Annotated in this window: 17 protein-coding genes and 1 pseudogene; 14 read left to right on the top strand and 4 right to left on the bottom strand. The window is 36.7% G+C overall.

Features of this window, described 5'->3' with window-relative positions; translation table 11 throughout:
* Window positions 1-105: 105 nt before the first annotated feature.
* Window positions 106-432 (top strand): plasmid mobilization protein, encoded by a 327-nt coding sequence (locus tag AC1D7X_RS24105; protein WP_495476286.1) that lies wholly within the window; start codon window positions 106-108, stop codon window positions 430-432.
* A gap of 6 nt (window positions 433-438) precedes the next feature.
* Window positions 439-1,932: a relaxase/mobilization nuclease domain-containing protein gene (locus AC1D7X_RS24110; RefSeq protein WP_495476287.1), complete on the top strand. Its 1,494-nt coding sequence runs from the start codon at window positions 439-441 to the stop codon at window positions 1,930-1,932.
* Between the two features lie 26 nt (window positions 1,933-1,958).
* Here the strand turns inward: AC1D7X_RS24110 and AC1D7X_RS24115 are convergent, their stop codons facing one another.
* Complete coding sequence (locus AC1D7X_RS24115) at window positions 1,959-2,294, bottom strand: hypothetical protein (protein ID WP_495476288.1); 336 nt, start codon at window positions 2,292-2,294, stop codon at window positions 1,959-1,961.
* Between the two features lie 106 nt (window positions 2,295-2,400).
* Between AC1D7X_RS24115 and AC1D7X_RS24120 the strand changes: the two genes are divergently transcribed.
* The 10 genes from AC1D7X_RS24120 (at window position 2,401) to AC1D7X_RS24165 (ending at window position 13,278) form a co-directional block, all read left to right on the top strand.
* Complete coding sequence (locus AC1D7X_RS24120; protein WP_495476289.1) at window positions 2,401-3,312, top strand: DUF3801 domain-containing protein; 912 nt, start codon at window positions 2,401-2,403, stop codon at window positions 3,310-3,312.
* 56 nt (window positions 3,313-3,368) lie between these two features.
* Window positions 3,369-5,174: a VirD4-like conjugal transfer protein, CD1115 family gene (locus tag AC1D7X_RS24125; protein WP_495476290.1), complete on the top strand. Its 1,806-nt coding sequence runs from the start codon at window positions 3,369-3,371 to the stop codon at window positions 5,172-5,174.
* Between the two features lie 35 nt (window positions 5,175-5,209).
* Window positions 5,210-5,545, top strand: coding sequence for a hypothetical protein (locus AC1D7X_RS24130; protein ID WP_495476291.1), 336 nt, complete (start codon window positions 5,210-5,212; stop codon window positions 5,543-5,545).
* 177 nt (window positions 5,546-5,722) lie between these two features.
* On the top strand, window positions 5,723-6,466 hold the full coding sequence (locus tag AC1D7X_RS24135; protein WP_495476302.1) for a VirB6/TrbL-like conjugal transfer protein, CD1112 family: 744 nt from the start codon (window positions 5,723-5,725) through the stop codon (window positions 6,464-6,466).
* 27 nt (window positions 6,467-6,493) lie between these two features.
* Window positions 6,494-6,892, top strand: a complete 399-nt coding sequence (locus tag AC1D7X_RS24140) for a PrgI family protein (RefSeq protein ID WP_495476292.1) — start codon at window positions 6,494-6,496, stop codon at window positions 6,890-6,892.
* Window positions 6,840-9,197, top strand: coding sequence for a VirB4-like conjugal transfer ATPase, CD1110 family (locus AC1D7X_RS24145; protein WP_495476293.1), 2,358 nt, complete (start codon window positions 6,840-6,842; stop codon window positions 9,195-9,197). Before AC1D7X_RS24140 ends, AC1D7X_RS24145 begins: the two co-directional genes overlap by 53 nt.
* Window positions 9,194-10,933: a C40 family peptidase gene (locus tag AC1D7X_RS24150; protein WP_495476294.1), complete on the top strand. Its 1,740-nt coding sequence runs from the start codon at window positions 9,194-9,196 to the stop codon at window positions 10,931-10,933. Before AC1D7X_RS24145 ends, AC1D7X_RS24150 begins: the two co-directional genes overlap by 4 nt.
* Window positions 10,934-10,946: 13 nt before the next feature.
* The gene (locus AC1D7X_RS24155; protein ID WP_495476295.1) at window positions 10,947-11,651 is read left to right on the top strand and encodes a hypothetical protein; all 705 of its coding nucleotides are present in this window, start codon (window positions 10,947-10,949) and stop codon (window positions 11,649-11,651) included.
* Window positions 11,652-11,672: 21 nt separating this feature from the next.
* Complete coding sequence (locus tag AC1D7X_RS24160) at window positions 11,673-11,954, top strand: hypothetical protein (protein WP_495476296.1); 282 nt, start codon at window positions 11,673-11,675, stop codon at window positions 11,952-11,954.
* Window positions 11,955-12,030: 76 nt separating this feature from the next.
* Window positions 12,031-13,278, top strand: coding sequence for a zinc ribbon domain-containing protein (locus AC1D7X_RS24165; protein ID WP_495476297.1), 1,248 nt, complete (start codon window positions 12,031-12,033; stop codon window positions 13,276-13,278).
* Between the two features lie 110 nt (window positions 13,279-13,388).
* On the opposite strand, the gene AC1D7X_RS24170 is transcribed toward AC1D7X_RS24165, so the two are convergent.
* Entirely contained in the window at window positions 13,389-13,592 is a 204-nt protein-coding gene (locus AC1D7X_RS24170) for a hypothetical protein (protein WP_495476298.1), read from the bottom strand.
* 137 nt (window positions 13,593-13,729) lie between these two features.
* Between AC1D7X_RS24170 and AC1D7X_RS24175 the strand changes: the two genes are divergently transcribed.
* Both AC1D7X_RS24175 and AC1D7X_RS24180 read left to right on the top strand, forming a co-directional pair.
* A complete protein-coding gene (locus AC1D7X_RS24175) occupies window positions 13,730-14,005 on the top strand; it encodes a hypothetical protein (protein WP_495476299.1) in 276 nt (91 codons plus the stop codon).
* 15 nt (window positions 14,006-14,020) lie between these two features.
* Window positions 14,021-14,353 (top strand): YolD-like family protein, encoded by a 333-nt coding sequence (locus AC1D7X_RS24180; protein WP_495476300.1) that lies wholly within the window; start codon window positions 14,021-14,023, stop codon window positions 14,351-14,353.
* Between the two features lie 135 nt (window positions 14,354-14,488).
* Here AC1D7X_RS24180 and AC1D7X_RS24185 read toward each other — a convergent pair whose 3' ends face one another.
* Both AC1D7X_RS24185 and AC1D7X_RS24190 read right to left on the bottom strand, forming a co-directional pair.
* Complete coding sequence (locus AC1D7X_RS24185) at window positions 14,489-14,716, bottom strand: transcriptional regulator (protein ID WP_495476301.1); 228 nt, start codon at window positions 14,714-14,716, stop codon at window positions 14,489-14,491.
* 219 nt (window positions 14,717-14,935) lie between these two features.
* Window positions 14,936-15,188: pseudogene (locus tag AC1D7X_RS24190) on the bottom strand (GerMN domain-containing protein); the annotation flags it as partial.

Consider the following 15,188-nt stretch of genomic DNA (forward strand, 5'->3'; position numbering starts at 1 on the left):
AGTGTAGCTACACTTCCGAGAAAATTGCTTGTTAGGGGTTCCCCCTAATACCCTAATTTTACTTAGGGCTGCGCCCTAAAACCCCCTAAGATAGAAGGTGATTCTGTGGCAAAAAAGAGGTATAGAGATAAAGAAATTAAGTTCTTTGTGACAAACGATGAAATGATAATAATCGATAAAAAAGCAGAGGTTTCAGAGCTTGATAGAAGTAAGTACCTTCGGAAAATGGCTTTAGATGGGTACATTATTAAACAAGATTTTTCGCAAGTTGAGAAACTGGTATACGAAGTAAATAAGATCGGTAATAACATTAACCAAGTTGCACATCGTGCTAATGAAGTGGGACATATTAGTATGGATGAAATTAAGTATTTGAAGAATCAGTTGGTAGACATCTACAGTCAAATTGAAAAATTTTACGATGGGGGATGATTCATTTTGCCATACATAAAGCAAATTACCATACGGACCACATTAAACCGATCCCTAAAATACATCGTCAATGAGAAAAAAACAGACGATGGCTTCTTAGTGACAGGCGTGAATTGTGCAACTAATGAGAAGCTTGCTTATAAACAAATGATTGGAAATAAGAAAAAGCATGATAAGGAATCAGGAACACTTGGCTTTCATTTTATTCAATCATTTAAAGAGCATGAAATTACTGATCCATACAAAGCGCATGAGATTGGATTGAAGTGGGCTGGAAAAATGTTTGAAGATAAATATCAATTCATCATCAGCACTCATATGGACAAAGGACATTATCATAATCACATTATTATTAATTCAGTTTCGCTGGAAGGAAAGAAATTCAACGCATGCAAGCAAAGTCTTAAGGACGCAAGGGGTTATTCAGATGAAGTTGCGAAGGATTATAACCTTAGTGTCATTCCGTTTAATAAGGATACTGTTTCAAAATCCTATAAGGAATGGAAGGAAGATAAGCGCGGGAACTCATGGAAAACACATATTAAAGATGATATCGATAAAGTCATAAAATCCTCAAAATCGTTTGAAGGATTTATGTCTCAAATGAATCAGCTTGGATACACAATGAAGCAGGGGACAGTAAAGTATATGACATTCAGACATCCAGATATGGAGAGATCGGTAAGAGGTAAAACACTTGGAGACGATTATACAGAGGATAAAATTAATGAGCGTATTCGACTTGGTGAATTTAATTTTAAAGAATCGAAAGTGAAGTTCAAGTATCAATTTAATAGTAAAATGAATCGAAATCAAGTTATTGATGCTGCGCGACAGTATCAATTTAAAAGGGGAACATTGGCCGTTAATTTCATCCTGACTATTGCTCTACTTCGGATGTTGACAGTTCGTAATGCTGATAATTCAAAGGGTAGAAATACCGCCAAAAGGAATTTTAAATCAGATATTGAAATTTCCAAACTGTCTCAACAACTAAAGTTTATAATAAATCAAAATCTGAAAAGTCGAAGCGATTTGAAACAAGCGATAGATAACACTAAACATCAACAACAGGAGTTAAATGAGGTCATAAATGATGCAAATGAAATGAATCGTAAAATGAAGATCGTGATCCATACCATTGAAGTTTACTCTAAATACAAACCGATATACGAAGAAGTACAATCATCAACGTTTAAGAAAATGCTTTTAAAAAAGAAATATAATACAGAAATAGAAAAATTTAAAAAGGCAACAAATCAGTTGAAAAAAATGGTGATTAAAGAAAATGAATTCTTATCCTATTCAGAAAAACAACAATCGTATGAAATGAAAATCGGGCAGTTAAAGGAAAAGCTGAATAGATCAATAAATCAATTATCCATGCTTAAGGAGATAGAAAAGACGTTGAATCAAAAAAATAAAATTCTGTTTGCGAAGACTGAAACCAAAGAGGGGGCCGTATCGAGAGGGAAAAAAATGATACAAATGGGTATATAGACTTATATTACATAAAAAGTAAAATGTTACAATATAATTACCGAATAGGATGAGGTGATTTTTGACCCCCCCACCATACTATTTGTGAAAATTTTCACTTTCGTATAAAGGAGGTTTAATAAAAGATTACCTTCTTGTTCGTCTATTTCATCAATGGCTTTTACAATTGGAGCAATGCCTTTTAGCACTGGAGTGATTTTAGTGGTAAGCAGGATTTGAATTGTTCTTACTTCGTCATCAGTCATTTGATTTAAAAAGTTAAGCAACTGACTATTTTTGTGATGATCTTCTTTAAGGGTAGGGAATACATGGACAGGCAGTATCTCGAAAAGGGTGATTTTTAGAATTTCACAAATCTTCATTAGGGTTTGTATGTTGGTGGATCACCGTTCTCAATTTGACTAATTGTATTTCGTAGCTGGATGATATCGAGGAAACGAAAGATATGTAATTTAAAGGAGGCAACACATGTCTGAGATCGGCGGAGATATTTCAACAATAGTTACCCGATTAGGTGCAGATTTATCCCGAGAATCCGCTAAAATGACGAATGAAGCAATTAAGCAAATGTTGTTGCTTTTGATTCGGAAAGCAAAGGAACAGTCTGATAAACCTGGAGAAATGGCATTAAGGAAACTTATTCAATCTAAAGATGAAATCAAAATATTAGATCTGGATCAAAATCAACTTAAAGCCTTTAATGAACTTGCGAAAAAAAACCACATTTCATATGCGGTGGTGAAAGACCAAAATCAATATTCCGTTTTTTACAAACAGGGTGAAGAAAGTCGTATCAAATTAGTTTTAGAAAAATTGATTGAAAGGGAACTAGGTGGTAAGGAAATTTCGACTAATAAGATTGAGAATGAGGGACAACAACCATGTGAATTATCACTGAAGGAAAACACTGGAAATGATGACAAAACGAAGACGATTGTAAATCAAAGTCAGGTCCAGGAAGAAGTCAAGAAACTCCCCGATAGTGAAAGGGTAGTTAAAAATAATAATATCGTTGAAGATAATGAAAGAATCGGTTCCCCATATTCTTCTGGAAATGAAGAAATTCCAGAATTCCTCAAGATAAATCGTGATGTAAATAAAACCCCTGTGATTGATACTTCAATAGTTGAACCAAAAGAAAAAGAACCGATAAAAGCGGTCGATGACGTAGATAGCCATCCGAAAAGTATTGATCGAGAAGATCGGACTACGCTTGATGGAAAACTTGGGCGGCTAAAAGGTGATGATCGGACTGTAAAGGATGACGTTAAAGGACGTCTATCACTTGCAGAAAGACGCCAGGAAATCAAACCTTTAATGGAAACACAAAAACAGGCTCCTCCCTCAAAAAACAAAAATAAGGAGAGAGGGGGTCGATGAACGAGCAAGATAAACGGAAGAAACAACTCAGGAGTTTTATCTTGTTATGCTACTTCATGTATATCATTATCGCTTACCTCACTTTACATCTGCATTATGTAATTACATCCTCAGAAAAACCATTCAACATACAAACCTTCGACATAGAAAAAACCAGTGAAGCAACTTTAGAGAGTATCCAGAATCATATTTTTATAAAACCAAGCAAAAAAACGTTACAAATCCTGTTTATAGAACTAATCGTTGTTTCACTTTATGTATTACATAAAGTAACAACACAGAAAAATTTGATGACAGGTAAAGAACATGGAACGGCTAGATGGGGTGGTAATTCCGAGAGGAAGAGTATCAAACATAAGGATAAATTCCAAAACATCATTTTAACAAATACAGAGAGATTAAGTCTTAATACAAAAAAATCGCGAAAAAATCTAAATATTTTAGCTATCGGTGGCGCGGGTACAGGGAAAAGCAGATTTTTTGTAAAACCGAATATCCTTCAAGCAAATACAAGCTTTGTAATCACCGACCCAAAAGGGGAATTGTTGCGGGACACGGGTTCTTCTTTAAAAAAGAAAGGATACAAGATTAAGGTATTCAATCTAATCGATATGTCATCCAGTTGTAGATATAATCCCTTTGCTTATGTGAAAAAGGAAAGTGACATTTTAAAGGTTATTAATAACCTAATAAAAAACACTAATGTCGGTAAAAGCGGTGGTGATCCTTTCTGGGAGAAGGCAGAGACAGCATTATTACAAGCAGTATTTCTCTATATCTTTTATGAGCTTCCAACGTTTGAACAAAATTTTAAAACGGTGTTCGCTTTGCTCCGTCTGGCTGAAGTAAAAGAAGACGAGGAAGATTTTAAGAGTGAATTCGATTTTTTGTTTGAGAAACTAAGGGAGAAAAACGTCAATCATATTGCTGTAAAACAATACGATATTTTTAAAATGGCTTCTGGAAAGACGGCAAAAAGTATTCTAATATCCGCAGGAGTTAGACTTTCACCGTTTGGAATTGAGGAAGTAGAACGCTTGTTGATGGATGATGATCTAGAACTACACAAGCTAGGAGATGAAAAAACAGCGTTGTTTGTCCTTGTTCCTGATAGCGACACAACCTTTAATTTCATTGTAGCTATGATGTACGCACAGTTGTTTGATTCATTGTATTATCAAGCTGATTTTGTAAGTGGCGGCAGCTTGAAGCATCACGTAAAGTTCTGGTTGGATGAATTTGCAAACATTGGACAGATACCAGATTTTGATAAACTGATTGCCACGATGCGAAGCCGTAACGTTTCAGTATCAGTTATCTTACAAAATATGAGTCAACTTAAGGGGTTGTATAAGGACTCATGGGAGACGATTATAGGTAACTGTGACACGATCTTGTTCCTTGGGGGACAAGAACGATCAACTCTTGACTGGGTGAATAAGGGACTCGGTAAGCAGACCATTGACACGAAAAACACAAGTCAGTCAAGAGGAAGGAATAGTTCATCCAATGTAAGCTATGCAAGCCAAGGACGGGATTTAATGACCGTTGACGAAATCGCTCAAATGCCAGATAAAAGCTGTATCCTTTTCATCCGTGGGTTAAGGCCCTTTTACAGTGAAAAGTTTAAGCTCGAATCTCATCCTAATTATAAACTTCTCTATGAAGCTAACGAAGCCAATTATTTCGATTTTGAAATGGGGTTGGAGATAAATATTGATGAACCTACGTTAGAGCCGTTCTTAGAGTCGTTCAATTTGCGAGTTCCCGATCAAAGCCTAGAAGAACGAAAAGAAGAAATTGATCTTGTTAACATAGAGGAAATAGATGATATAGAGAAACGAATGGATGCTTTAATTTAATTAACTAAATTCAAACCCAAAGGGAGAAATGTCAAATGAATTACCTTGAAAATAAGTTTCCCAATCTTTTTACTAATAAAGTTGCTTTAAAATCAATTTGTGTTGCTATTGTTCTGACGTTGGTAGCCACCAACGCATATGGGGCGGCGCCAGGTGATCCGGTTGGTATGGATAAGTTGGATGCAGTTATTGATGTAATTGCTGCTTGGTTGGGACGGATAGGATTAATTGTTGCCTTCTTCGGTGCGGTACAGTTGGCATTAGGATTCAAAAATGACGATGCTGACGGTAAAGTACGGGGCATGAAAACGTTAGCGTCAGGATTCCTAGTATTCGGAATTACTCAATCCCTCTCGTTGTTTGGACTGTAAAAGTGAGGAGCAGTCAGCGTGTGATCAAGTCGTAGACTGCTCCATTATGGACATCCATTATGCTATCAATATGAAAACGAAGCAAATAAATAGGGTTGTAGGTGGTGGTGGAATCTGTCTTCTCCAGTAGATGATATTAAGAATGCATTTGATGGGTTTACGGCAATAATCAGTGAAATAACAAACTTAGTTAATCAAGGTCTATCTTCCTATCCAGGGCTTTATACCGTTATTAAAGAAATTCATCAAGCGATACTTCCTGTAGCTTATAGTCTGTTAACTCTATATTTTTTGCTCGACTTTCTTAATAAATCCATGAACTTTTCATTTGTTAGATGGGAAACCGTTGTATCTTGTTTGGTGAAATTAGTGTTTGCTAAATTCGTGATGGAACATGTTTTTGATTTATTGGAGATCATCTTTTATGTATCGTCATATCTTACGAGCATCGTTGGTACTGCTGGTTCAAATGCTTCATTATATAATGTCGATTTTACGGCTCTAGAAGCGGAGTATGACGATATGGGTTGGTTTGATAAAAAGCTTTTCTGGATTAAGCTCATGCCTTTTCAGTGGGCTTTACAAGGTATAAAAATTGTTATCATGCTCATTGTATTTGGCCGATTGTTTGAATTACTTATTTATACCGCCGTTGCTCCAATACCGATTGCAACCTTCATTCATGATTCCCTTTCCGGAACAGGAAGAAAATTCATTATGGATTATGCTGCGGTTTGTCTCCAAGGTATTATTATCATCGTTGGTTGCGTTATCTACGCAGCAGTTATGTCTAGTGTTACCTTTAGTGGTTTCACCGGAGGCGCAGATATAGAAATATGGAAAGGTCTACTATCCGCATTGGCTCTGCTGCTTGTTGTCATAAAATCGGGTAATTGGGCTAGGAAATTAACAGGAGCATAGAGGTAGGGGGAAGCAGGTGAGAAAGATATGATTGAAATTCGGATTCCTAAAGAAATTCGAACGTATAAGGAAAAATTGATTATGGGATTAAATTTACGACAATTGATATGTACGATAATAGCCATCATGATAAATGTACCTCTCTACTGGTTTGGGAAAGATATTGTAGGTTCGGATACAGCAAGTTGGATTGTTATTTTCATTGCAATGCCATTATTTTTAGTCGGGTACTTTAACTACAACGGTATGACTTTTGAGCAATTTATAAAGTCGGTCCTTCAACATGAGTTGATTTATCCGCAAAAAAGGAAGTATGTCACCCTAAATATGTTCGAGATGTTATCTGATGCTAAAGAAAAAGGGAGGGATAATCGTGCTATCTTTTCTAAGCAAAAAGAGTTCAAAAAAGAAAGTTCGGATTCCTAAAACCTCACAGCAATCTATTCCTTATTCGCATGCGTTCGATGATGGTATTTTGTTACATGGGAAAAATAAATTTTCGAAATCTTTTTCTTTCAAGGATATTAATTATCAAGTTGGAAAGCAGGAAGACCAGGAGGAAGTATTTTCTAAATATTGCGAGTTTCTTAATTTTTTCGATAATACCGTTGATTTACAAATAACTATCACAAATAAAAACTTCAATAAAGAGGATTTTGAAGAAAAATTGAAAGTAACAAACAGAGACGATCATCTTAAGCCGTTCCGGGATGAATATAACGACATGCTGAAGAAGAAAATTGTCGGTGGTAAAAATGAAATTGAAAAAGAGAAATTCATTACCATATCCATTGAGGCAAGTTCGGTAGATGATGCTCGTAATACCTTTATGCGAATGGAAAATGAAACGCAGAATGTATTCAAACGTATGGGTAGTTCCATTTTTGGACTGGATTTGAATCAAAGACTGGAACTCCTGCATGATGTTTATCGCATGGGGCACGAAGGTCATTTTAGATACGACCCCACCGAACATAGACGCAAAGGATTGATTACAAAGGATTTAATTGCTCCGGACGCGTTTACCTTTAAACGTGATCACATGATTATCGGTGATAAATTTGCAAGAGCTATCTATATCAGGGATTTACCTACATTTCTTAACGACAAATTCTTAAGTGACATGACTGATTTTAGTTTCAATTTATTGTTATCGATGAATATTAAATCGGTTGATGCTTATAAGGCGCTTCGAATAGTTAAAAGACAAATTACAGGGATGGAAGCTAATAAGATTGAATACCAAAAGCGCAGCCTGAAAAATGGCTATCTGGAAGCATTCATTCCACATGAATTAAAACATTCCCTTGATGAAGCCAAGGAACTTCTTAATGATTTAATTAACAAAAACCAAAAAATGTTCCTTACAAATGTCATCATCATCCACTTCGCAGACGATCTTGAAACTCTTAATAAAGACGGAAAAGAGATTACGGCTATTGCCAACAAGTTTTTGTGCCAAGTGGGAACCCTTCATTATCAGCAAGAGGACGCCTTAAATTCGTGCTTGCCTTATGGTCTGAATTTAATTAAGGCTTCCCGTACGTTAACGACAGAAAGTACAGCTATCTTTATGCCTTTTACCAATCAGGAGTTATTTCAAGAGGGAGGCATGTATTACGGCCTTAATGCGGTTTCGAGAAATCTGATCATGTTCAATCGACTTTCCTTGAAAAATCCAAATGGTTTTATTTTGGGAACGCCTGGATCAGGTAAATCCTTCGCAGCCAAACGTGAAATGATTAATGTTTTACTAAATACCGATGATGATGTGATTATTATTGACCCCGAACGGGAGTATACAAAGCTCGTCACCAATTTTGGTGGTGAAGTCATTCACATTTCCGCTGGATCAAAAAATTATATTAATCCGCTAGATATGACGATAGATTATGCCGATGACGACGATCCGTTATCACTTAAATCTGACTTTGTATTGTCACTGTGTGAAGTGCTTATTGGTGGACGTTACGGTCTTACCCCAAGAGAAAAGTCTATTATTGACCGTTGCTTAAAACTCACTTACAAACAGTATTTACAGACATTTGACCCTAAAGATGTACCAACACTTTATGACTTTTACGAGCAGTTGAAAATACAGAACGAGGATGAAGCTGTTCAACTAGCAACAGCACTTGAATTATACGTTAAAGGTAATTTATCGGTTTTCTCCAATAAAACAAACATAAATATCAATAATCGTTTTGTATGTTTTGATATTAAAGATTTGGGGAAACAGCTTAAAACAATGGGAATGCTCATTGTACTCGATCAAGTGTGGAACCGAATAACGATTAATCGTAGTAAAGGAAAACGAACATGGATTTACTTGGATGAAATTTATTTACTCTTTGCCAACGAATATTCTGCTAATTTCCTCTTTGAACTTTATAAACGTGCAAGAAAGTGGGGCGCTGTACCTACGGGAATTACACAAAATGTAGAGGATTTGCTTAAATCCGAACTTGCGCGGCGAATGCTTTCCAATTCAGATTTTTTGATGATGCTCAATCAAGCAACGTCAGATCGAAATGAGCTTGCTGATTTACTGAATATATCTGATACGCAGCTTAGTTATGTGACCAATTCAGATAGTGGTCAAGGACTATTATTCGTTGGAAATGGAATTGTTCCTTTCAAAGATGAATTCCCCAAAAACACCAAACTATACAAAATGATGACAACGAAAGTGGATGAAGTTGCGGAGGGCAATAGGGAGAAACCTGCATGAAAGAGATCTATATTAAACCAGGTATAAAAAAAAAGCTGAAACTAATTCGTACCGCACCTGTTACACCTGTTAATTCTTTCGTTCTGAAAGAAGGAATCCAATCCAGAACGATAAGAGGACTTTATAACAGGGCGAAGCAGGCCCCGCGAAATACTGCAAAAAAGCTAATTCAGACACTTGATCCACATCACGAAGAGGAAGAACATGAAGCTGTTCAATCACTTCGGCTCCCCAAGAAAGGTGTAGACCAAGTTAAACGGGGCTATAACAAGATTTCAAAGACTGTGAATAGAATTTCAGGTCAACCGACTGCTATAAAAAGTGCTCAGCGATCCCGACAAATATATGGATTCAGAAGGATCAAGGGAGCAAGTTCCACTAATACGACTAGTAATCTAACCAACCTATCGAAGATTAAAACATTAGGCAGTAAATTTGTTTCCAAAAATAGATTTACGTCACTTACGATTAAAACAGGTATTAAAAAGGTTCTTTCTTCTCCTACTTCATTTTTGAAAACAGCGGCTCGAAATGCAGCCAAACAACTTGTAAAGAAACTCGTAACTGCTGTGGTGGCTAATCCTAAGGTGTGGGCAATTGCGGCTGTAATTGGTTTCTTGTTTTTTCTGATAATGTCAGTTACAAACAGTACAGGGGGATCGGTCAGCTCTGCCAGTTATTCTTTTATGACAGATGAAGATAATGCTAAGCATTATAAGGATACTGTGGATATATTGAATGATAAATTGCAACAACAGATAGAGGATTATAAAGATAGTGGATACGATGATATTAGAATTGACTATATGAATGAAGAAGGGGTATTACAGGTTAGCTGGGTGGAAATATTTGCCCTTGTTACCGTTAAGTTTGAGCAGGATTTAACGTTTTCTGATACGCAGAAGAATTACATGGAAACCCTATTTAATAAATTTAATCGTGTGGAAACGGTAACAGAGACGTATTATGTTGAGGTTTGTTCGACATCTATAGACCCAGTGAGTGGGGATCAAGTAACCAATTGCCAAACAATAAGTAAAACAAGGCTAATCGTTAAAATATACTCTTACGATATGGAAGATGTTTTCGACAAAATCGGGTTTACGAAAGAGCAAAGAGAATGGGCAAGAAGGTTAGTCACATCTGGATCTATCCAAGAACAGTTTCCAAGTTTGGTTGGTGGATTTACAGGAGGGCCAGACTCTTCTCCGGGAAGTCTAACACCAGAAGAAATGGCTGATCTTCTGAATAATCTTGGTGGCAATGTTGATATGGCACGAAAAATGGTTATTGAGACGGCCATAACTTTAGAAGGAAAGGTCAAATATTTTTGGGGAGGCAAAAGTTCTGCTGGATGGAACAACAATTGGGGGAATCTCGTAACGGTCACCGCAGCCGGAAGCGATAAAACAGGGACATTACAGCCATACGGTCTGGATTGTAGTGGATTTATTGATTGGGCATTCAAAACGGCAGGTCTTGGTAATGTATTTTCATCAGGTGGAACTTCCTATCAATGGAGCAAAACTTATGGGATAAGTGAAGCTGAATTGATTCCAGGTGATTTGGTTTTTAAAAATATCCCCGGTCAAGGAGGAATTAATCATACCGGCATTTTTATTGGGCGAGATACAAAGGGAAACCCTTTGTACGTACATTGTCAAGGTTCAACAGGTGTAATCATAAATAGCTATGAAGGATTTAAGTATACCCGAAGACCACTATTATTTAAGTAGGTAGGTGTTTATTATGCGAATACGAATTATGTATTCTTTCTTTTTTATAGTCATCCTGTTTAACTTTACGGCGACTTCAGCGTTTGCCGAAAAAGTTATTAAGCAACCTCTACCAAGCAGCACCAAATCTGTGAGTACGATTGAATTGGCGGCTACTGTTCCAGCGGATTTTGATAAAACGATCCTAATAAATTTTACACCTGCAGGGCAAGAAAACGTGATGACTCGGCTTGATAAAGTTAATGGATATTTATCTTCAAAAGAAGTGAATCCTGGGACTTATAAGGTGGATTTTATTAATATCGTCGGAGAAAATGCCAGCGACTTTGACATTAAAGCCCCTGAACAAATTGTAATAAAAAAAGGGGATGCAGCTAAATTTCAGATGAAAATTTTTTTGAAGCCAACCGCTCAAAAAATAACTGCTCAGCCGCCAATCGTAAATACTGATTCTGAAGATATCGTAGGCAGTCTAAAACAGTCCGATCCCGTCATAAAAGAGGATGGATCAGCAGTAAGCGGCATGCCTGTTCCTAGCGTTGTGAAGGACGTATTAACGCCAGCGAATCCAACAACATCTTTAAGTACATCTTCAAGGCGGAGTTTAAGTTCCTCGACCGTGTATACCATGATTGGTTTAGCCGCCGCTGCACTAATTATTCTCGTGTTTTTTTTATATAAGCAGATGAGATACAAGCATGAATATTACGATTGTTAGAGATATGGAGGTTTTTAATAAATGGATGAAGATAAGAGATTATTGAAGTTGGTAGAACGCGAAGAGGTTTTGACGAAGAAGAAAGAAAAGATCGAGGAAGAATTAAAAAAGGTTTTAAAGCAAATTAAGGAAATTGAGCATCAGCAGAAAGTGAAAAACATAGAGGACACAATCCTCATTCTTAAGGACCACGGCATTAATATTAAGGATGTTATAAAAGGAATTCAAGATGGCACTTTTGATGCATTAAAGAAAAATTCTAATGATGAAATACAACAGGAAAATACCGTAAAACCTGAATAGTAGTTATTTTAGTACTAAAAAGGAGGGCCGGAGTGGTTATCATTCGGCCCTTTAACAATAGGGAGAGTGGGCAGGGTTGAAGAAATATAAAATGATTTTAGGCATTGCTTCTATGCTGATCTTGATTAGTGTAATTAGTTTGATAAGCGGTTGTAATTTTAGTAGTAAAGAAAAAGTAATTGAAAACATCACCAAGGCAATCGAAACCGATGATCCAATGCTTTTACTCTCCACAATGCCGAAGGAAATGCAATCTTATCCCTTTGCAAAGGATGCAGCCAAAGATTTCATTAAAAATTACTCTGAATTAAAGGATAGGGTCATTCAAGTCCTGGACATGGAAAATAATGATGTTCCCGATAGCGTAAAGGAGATGAGATTAAGCGGTGAAATTCCTTATAAAATCATGAAACCTGACAAGTCTAGCGATTATATACTGCTACCAAATGAAACTTTGATTAGTCTTAAAGATGTTGATAACGATGTTAAATTATTAGTAAATGACAAAGACGCTACGCTAGCTGATTTTCAAAAGCCTTTTTTACCAGGAAGTTATAAAATTGAAGCTACAAAGTCATATAAGTGGACTTCTATGACAGATAAGGTGAATGTTTCAGTAGGGGATAAGGCCGAAGTAGAAGTGAGCTTTACATTAGATGGACATAGGATGGATTTATCCAAGGAATTAAGAGGGTCTGAAATTCTTTTTAAAGGAGAAAAAACCGGAGTTAAAGTTGGTGATCCAGAATCTGAAGAGTTTGGGCCAATGGATAAAAACGACGAAAAGGAAGTTCAGCTATTAGGATCGTTCCCTTGGGGGGATACCAATAGTTCGAATTATGATCCAACCTATTTTAATATAGGTAGCGGTTCTCATTTTATATTTATGCCAGATGAAAATGTAGCGAATGAATTATATGTGCAGTTTGCTAAAGAATACGCTGAGGCTAGTGTGAAGTTAAGTGTTAAACCATTTACGATGACTACCGAGAAGTTTAATATAGCGCAAGCAGATCATTACAAGCCTTCCCTTTTTGGAAGTGAGAAATATAAATTACTTAAAACCTATTTTAATAAGGAAGCTGCTAAAATCACGATTGATAATGATGGAAACCCATATATGCAAATAGAGGGTATTGTTATGTTTAAGCGATTAAAGGGAGATTACATCAGGGAAAAGGATGTTGTTCATAAGATTTTAATTAAAGCTCTCTATGACAATAATTTAAAGAAATGGAAAGTTAATGAGGCCCAATATTCCTCCTACGGCACTCTTCCTGATCAATATGAAGAAGAACAATATATCATAATTTCAGCCGAATAGTGATATCCCTGCTGCCTTCGGTGGCGGGGATGTTTTTTTTTGGTGAAAAAAATAAGACTAGATAAGAACGAAATGTGAAAAATTAAAAAAATACCTAAGTGATCCAAAATTTAATGAAGCACATTACCAACCCTCGATAGATGATCTATATCCGCATAAGGTATCCATACTGGACCATCTGATGTTCGAATTTTAGTGCGTGTTGGGTCGGTAGATACTTCTACCACTCCGGTTATTATATTGTCACCATGAAGCTGTAAAGTTATTTTCTGGCCATTGGACATAGCTATATGTAGTTCTTCTTTCAGGTTCATAAAATCCCTCCGTTTATATGATTAATAACTTATTCTTATTACGATTAAAAACACCTTTAAGTATAATATTTAGATTGAATATCAAGCCTGTTATTGGTTATAATACAAACAAATGTTCTTATTAGGGGTGTGGAATTATGGGTGACTTAGAAAGAAAGTTATTAAGAATAATGTACAATTTCTCAGTCATGCGGTCTCGAATTCCGGAGATGGGAGAGTTAGAAACAAAGACAGGAAGAAGCATAAATGACATTAGACTTGCATTGACTTGGTTGGAAGAAGAGCGCTACATAAGATGGGATGACAAATCCCAATTAGACGGGATTGTTATATTAGAGGATTATGAGCGAGATGGAGTAAGACCGTCGACAACGCCTATAATAACGACTGACATATCGTATTGGACCACTTAGTAGGAGGAATTAGAGATGAGTAAGAAGCTACAAGGAAATGGTGTTTATGAATCTTCTCGCTTTATAATTCCTCAGCACCGCGAAGTAGCTGTGAGACAAGCAAACGAGATAAACAGGAGAGTAAGGCCAAATCTCGGTGAACAACAATGGGAAATGGTAGAACAAGCACTAGCGGAATCGATTCGAGAACAAATAGAAGTTACGATCCAGGTATTTGGCCCATTCGAAAATAGAGAAGTTATTGGGATGGTGACTAGGGTTAATACGTACCGCAAAGAGGTTAAGCTAAGCTTTGATGATGATTGGGAATGGATCAAATTTGAGGACATCATATCAGCTGAGGTGTAGGGTTAGATTGAGATCCAAAAATTTTGTAGGACTCGCATTATGTACAAGTATATCAACATACGCTAGGGTAAAGCGGCCGTCTTCACGGCTCGCTAGTAGGAGCGGCCTCATACGAGATGCTCTCTTTTTCTGTTTCTACACGGGCCAAAAGTCATCCTGGTTCACATCTTCCCCAGTTAGCTTTCTTGCTGCAATTACTAACTTCCTCATAGTTGTTCCGCTTGGATAGTACTCTGCATTACTGCAAACCCTCGTTAAGGTATCCTTCCCCAACTTCGATACCTTACGCACCCTCTCTTGCTCAATTCCTTTTCTATCTAAATAAACTCCATATTTACTACGTTTCTTCCCTAATCCACTCATAATAACCAAGCCCCCGATCCAATCTCTTTCTATGAGTTTGGACGAGTCTAGCAATATTTATACGTTTCTATCCGCAAAAATGAGGAAAGATAACCAAGTGGTGCTACATAGATATAGAACTAGATACAGAACGGCGGGCAGTGACAACACTTAGTTCTGCAACTTAAGGAAGATTATCCCGAGATTTTTTCGGGATTTTAGCTTTTATTCAAAAAAACCTTATTCACGGTTTAATGGGTGATCTAATTCTGCATGACCCATTAGACTTTCAGGTGATTCTCCATCGACAAGCAGATCGATGCTGTGAACTTCCTCAAACTGAAAAAATGTTTCTCTAAGTGCATCTAGGGCTAGAAGCTCTCCTCCAGAACCTAATCTTGCTTCATCCGGAATATGCACATCTAATATCAACATTCCTTGATTGAATTTTGTTGATAGTAAGTCAATCTTGTTCCACAAGGAGATCAACCCG

Source organism: Paenibacillus sp. Y568 (genome assembly GCF_059445545.1).

What these genes read in the sequence shown, in the direction of transcription:
- AC1D7X_RS24125 (WP_495476290.1), top strand. Translation starts at nt 3,369, where the DNA reads ATGTATATCATTATCGCTTACCTCACTTTACATCTGCATTATGTAATT.
- AC1D7X_RS24155 (WP_495476295.1), top strand. Translation starts at nt 10,947, where the DNA reads ATGCGAATACGAATTATGTATTCTTTCTTTTTTATAGTCATCCTGTTT.
- AC1D7X_RS24185 (WP_495476301.1), bottom strand. Translation starts at nt 14,716, where the DNA reads ATGAGTGGATTAGGGAAGAAACGTAGTAAATATGGAGTTTATTTAGAT.
- AC1D7X_RS24160 (WP_495476296.1), top strand. Translation starts at nt 11,673, where the DNA reads ATGGATGAAGATAAGAGATTATTGAAGTTGGTAGAACGCGAAGAGGTT.
- AC1D7X_RS24115 (WP_495476288.1), bottom strand. Translation starts at nt 2,294, where the DNA reads ATGAAGATTTGTGAAATTCTAAAAATCACCCTTTTCGAGATACTGCCT.
- AC1D7X_RS24120 (WP_495476289.1), top strand. Translation starts at nt 2,401, where the DNA reads ATGTCTGAGATCGGCGGAGATATTTCAACAATAGTTACCCGATTAGGT.
- AC1D7X_RS24130 (WP_495476291.1), top strand. Translation starts at nt 5,210, where the DNA reads ATGAATTACCTTGAAAATAAGTTTCCCAATCTTTTTACTAATAAAGTT.
- AC1D7X_RS24150 (WP_495476294.1), top strand. Translation starts at nt 9,194, where the DNA reads ATGAAAGAGATCTATATTAAACCAGGTATAAAAAAAAAGCTGAAACTA.
- AC1D7X_RS24140 (WP_495476292.1), top strand. Translation starts at nt 6,494, where the DNA reads ATGATTGAAATTCGGATTCCTAAAGAAATTCGAACGTATAAGGAAAAA.
- AC1D7X_RS24170 (WP_495476298.1), bottom strand. Translation starts at nt 13,592, where the DNA reads ATGAACCTGAAAGAAGAACTACATATAGCTATGTCCAATGGCCAGAAA.
- AC1D7X_RS24180 (WP_495476300.1), top strand. Translation starts at nt 14,021, where the DNA reads ATGAGTAAGAAGCTACAAGGAAATGGTGTTTATGAATCTTCTCGCTTT.
- AC1D7X_RS24175 (WP_495476299.1), top strand. Translation starts at nt 13,730, where the DNA reads ATGGGTGACTTAGAAAGAAAGTTATTAAGAATAATGTACAATTTCTCA.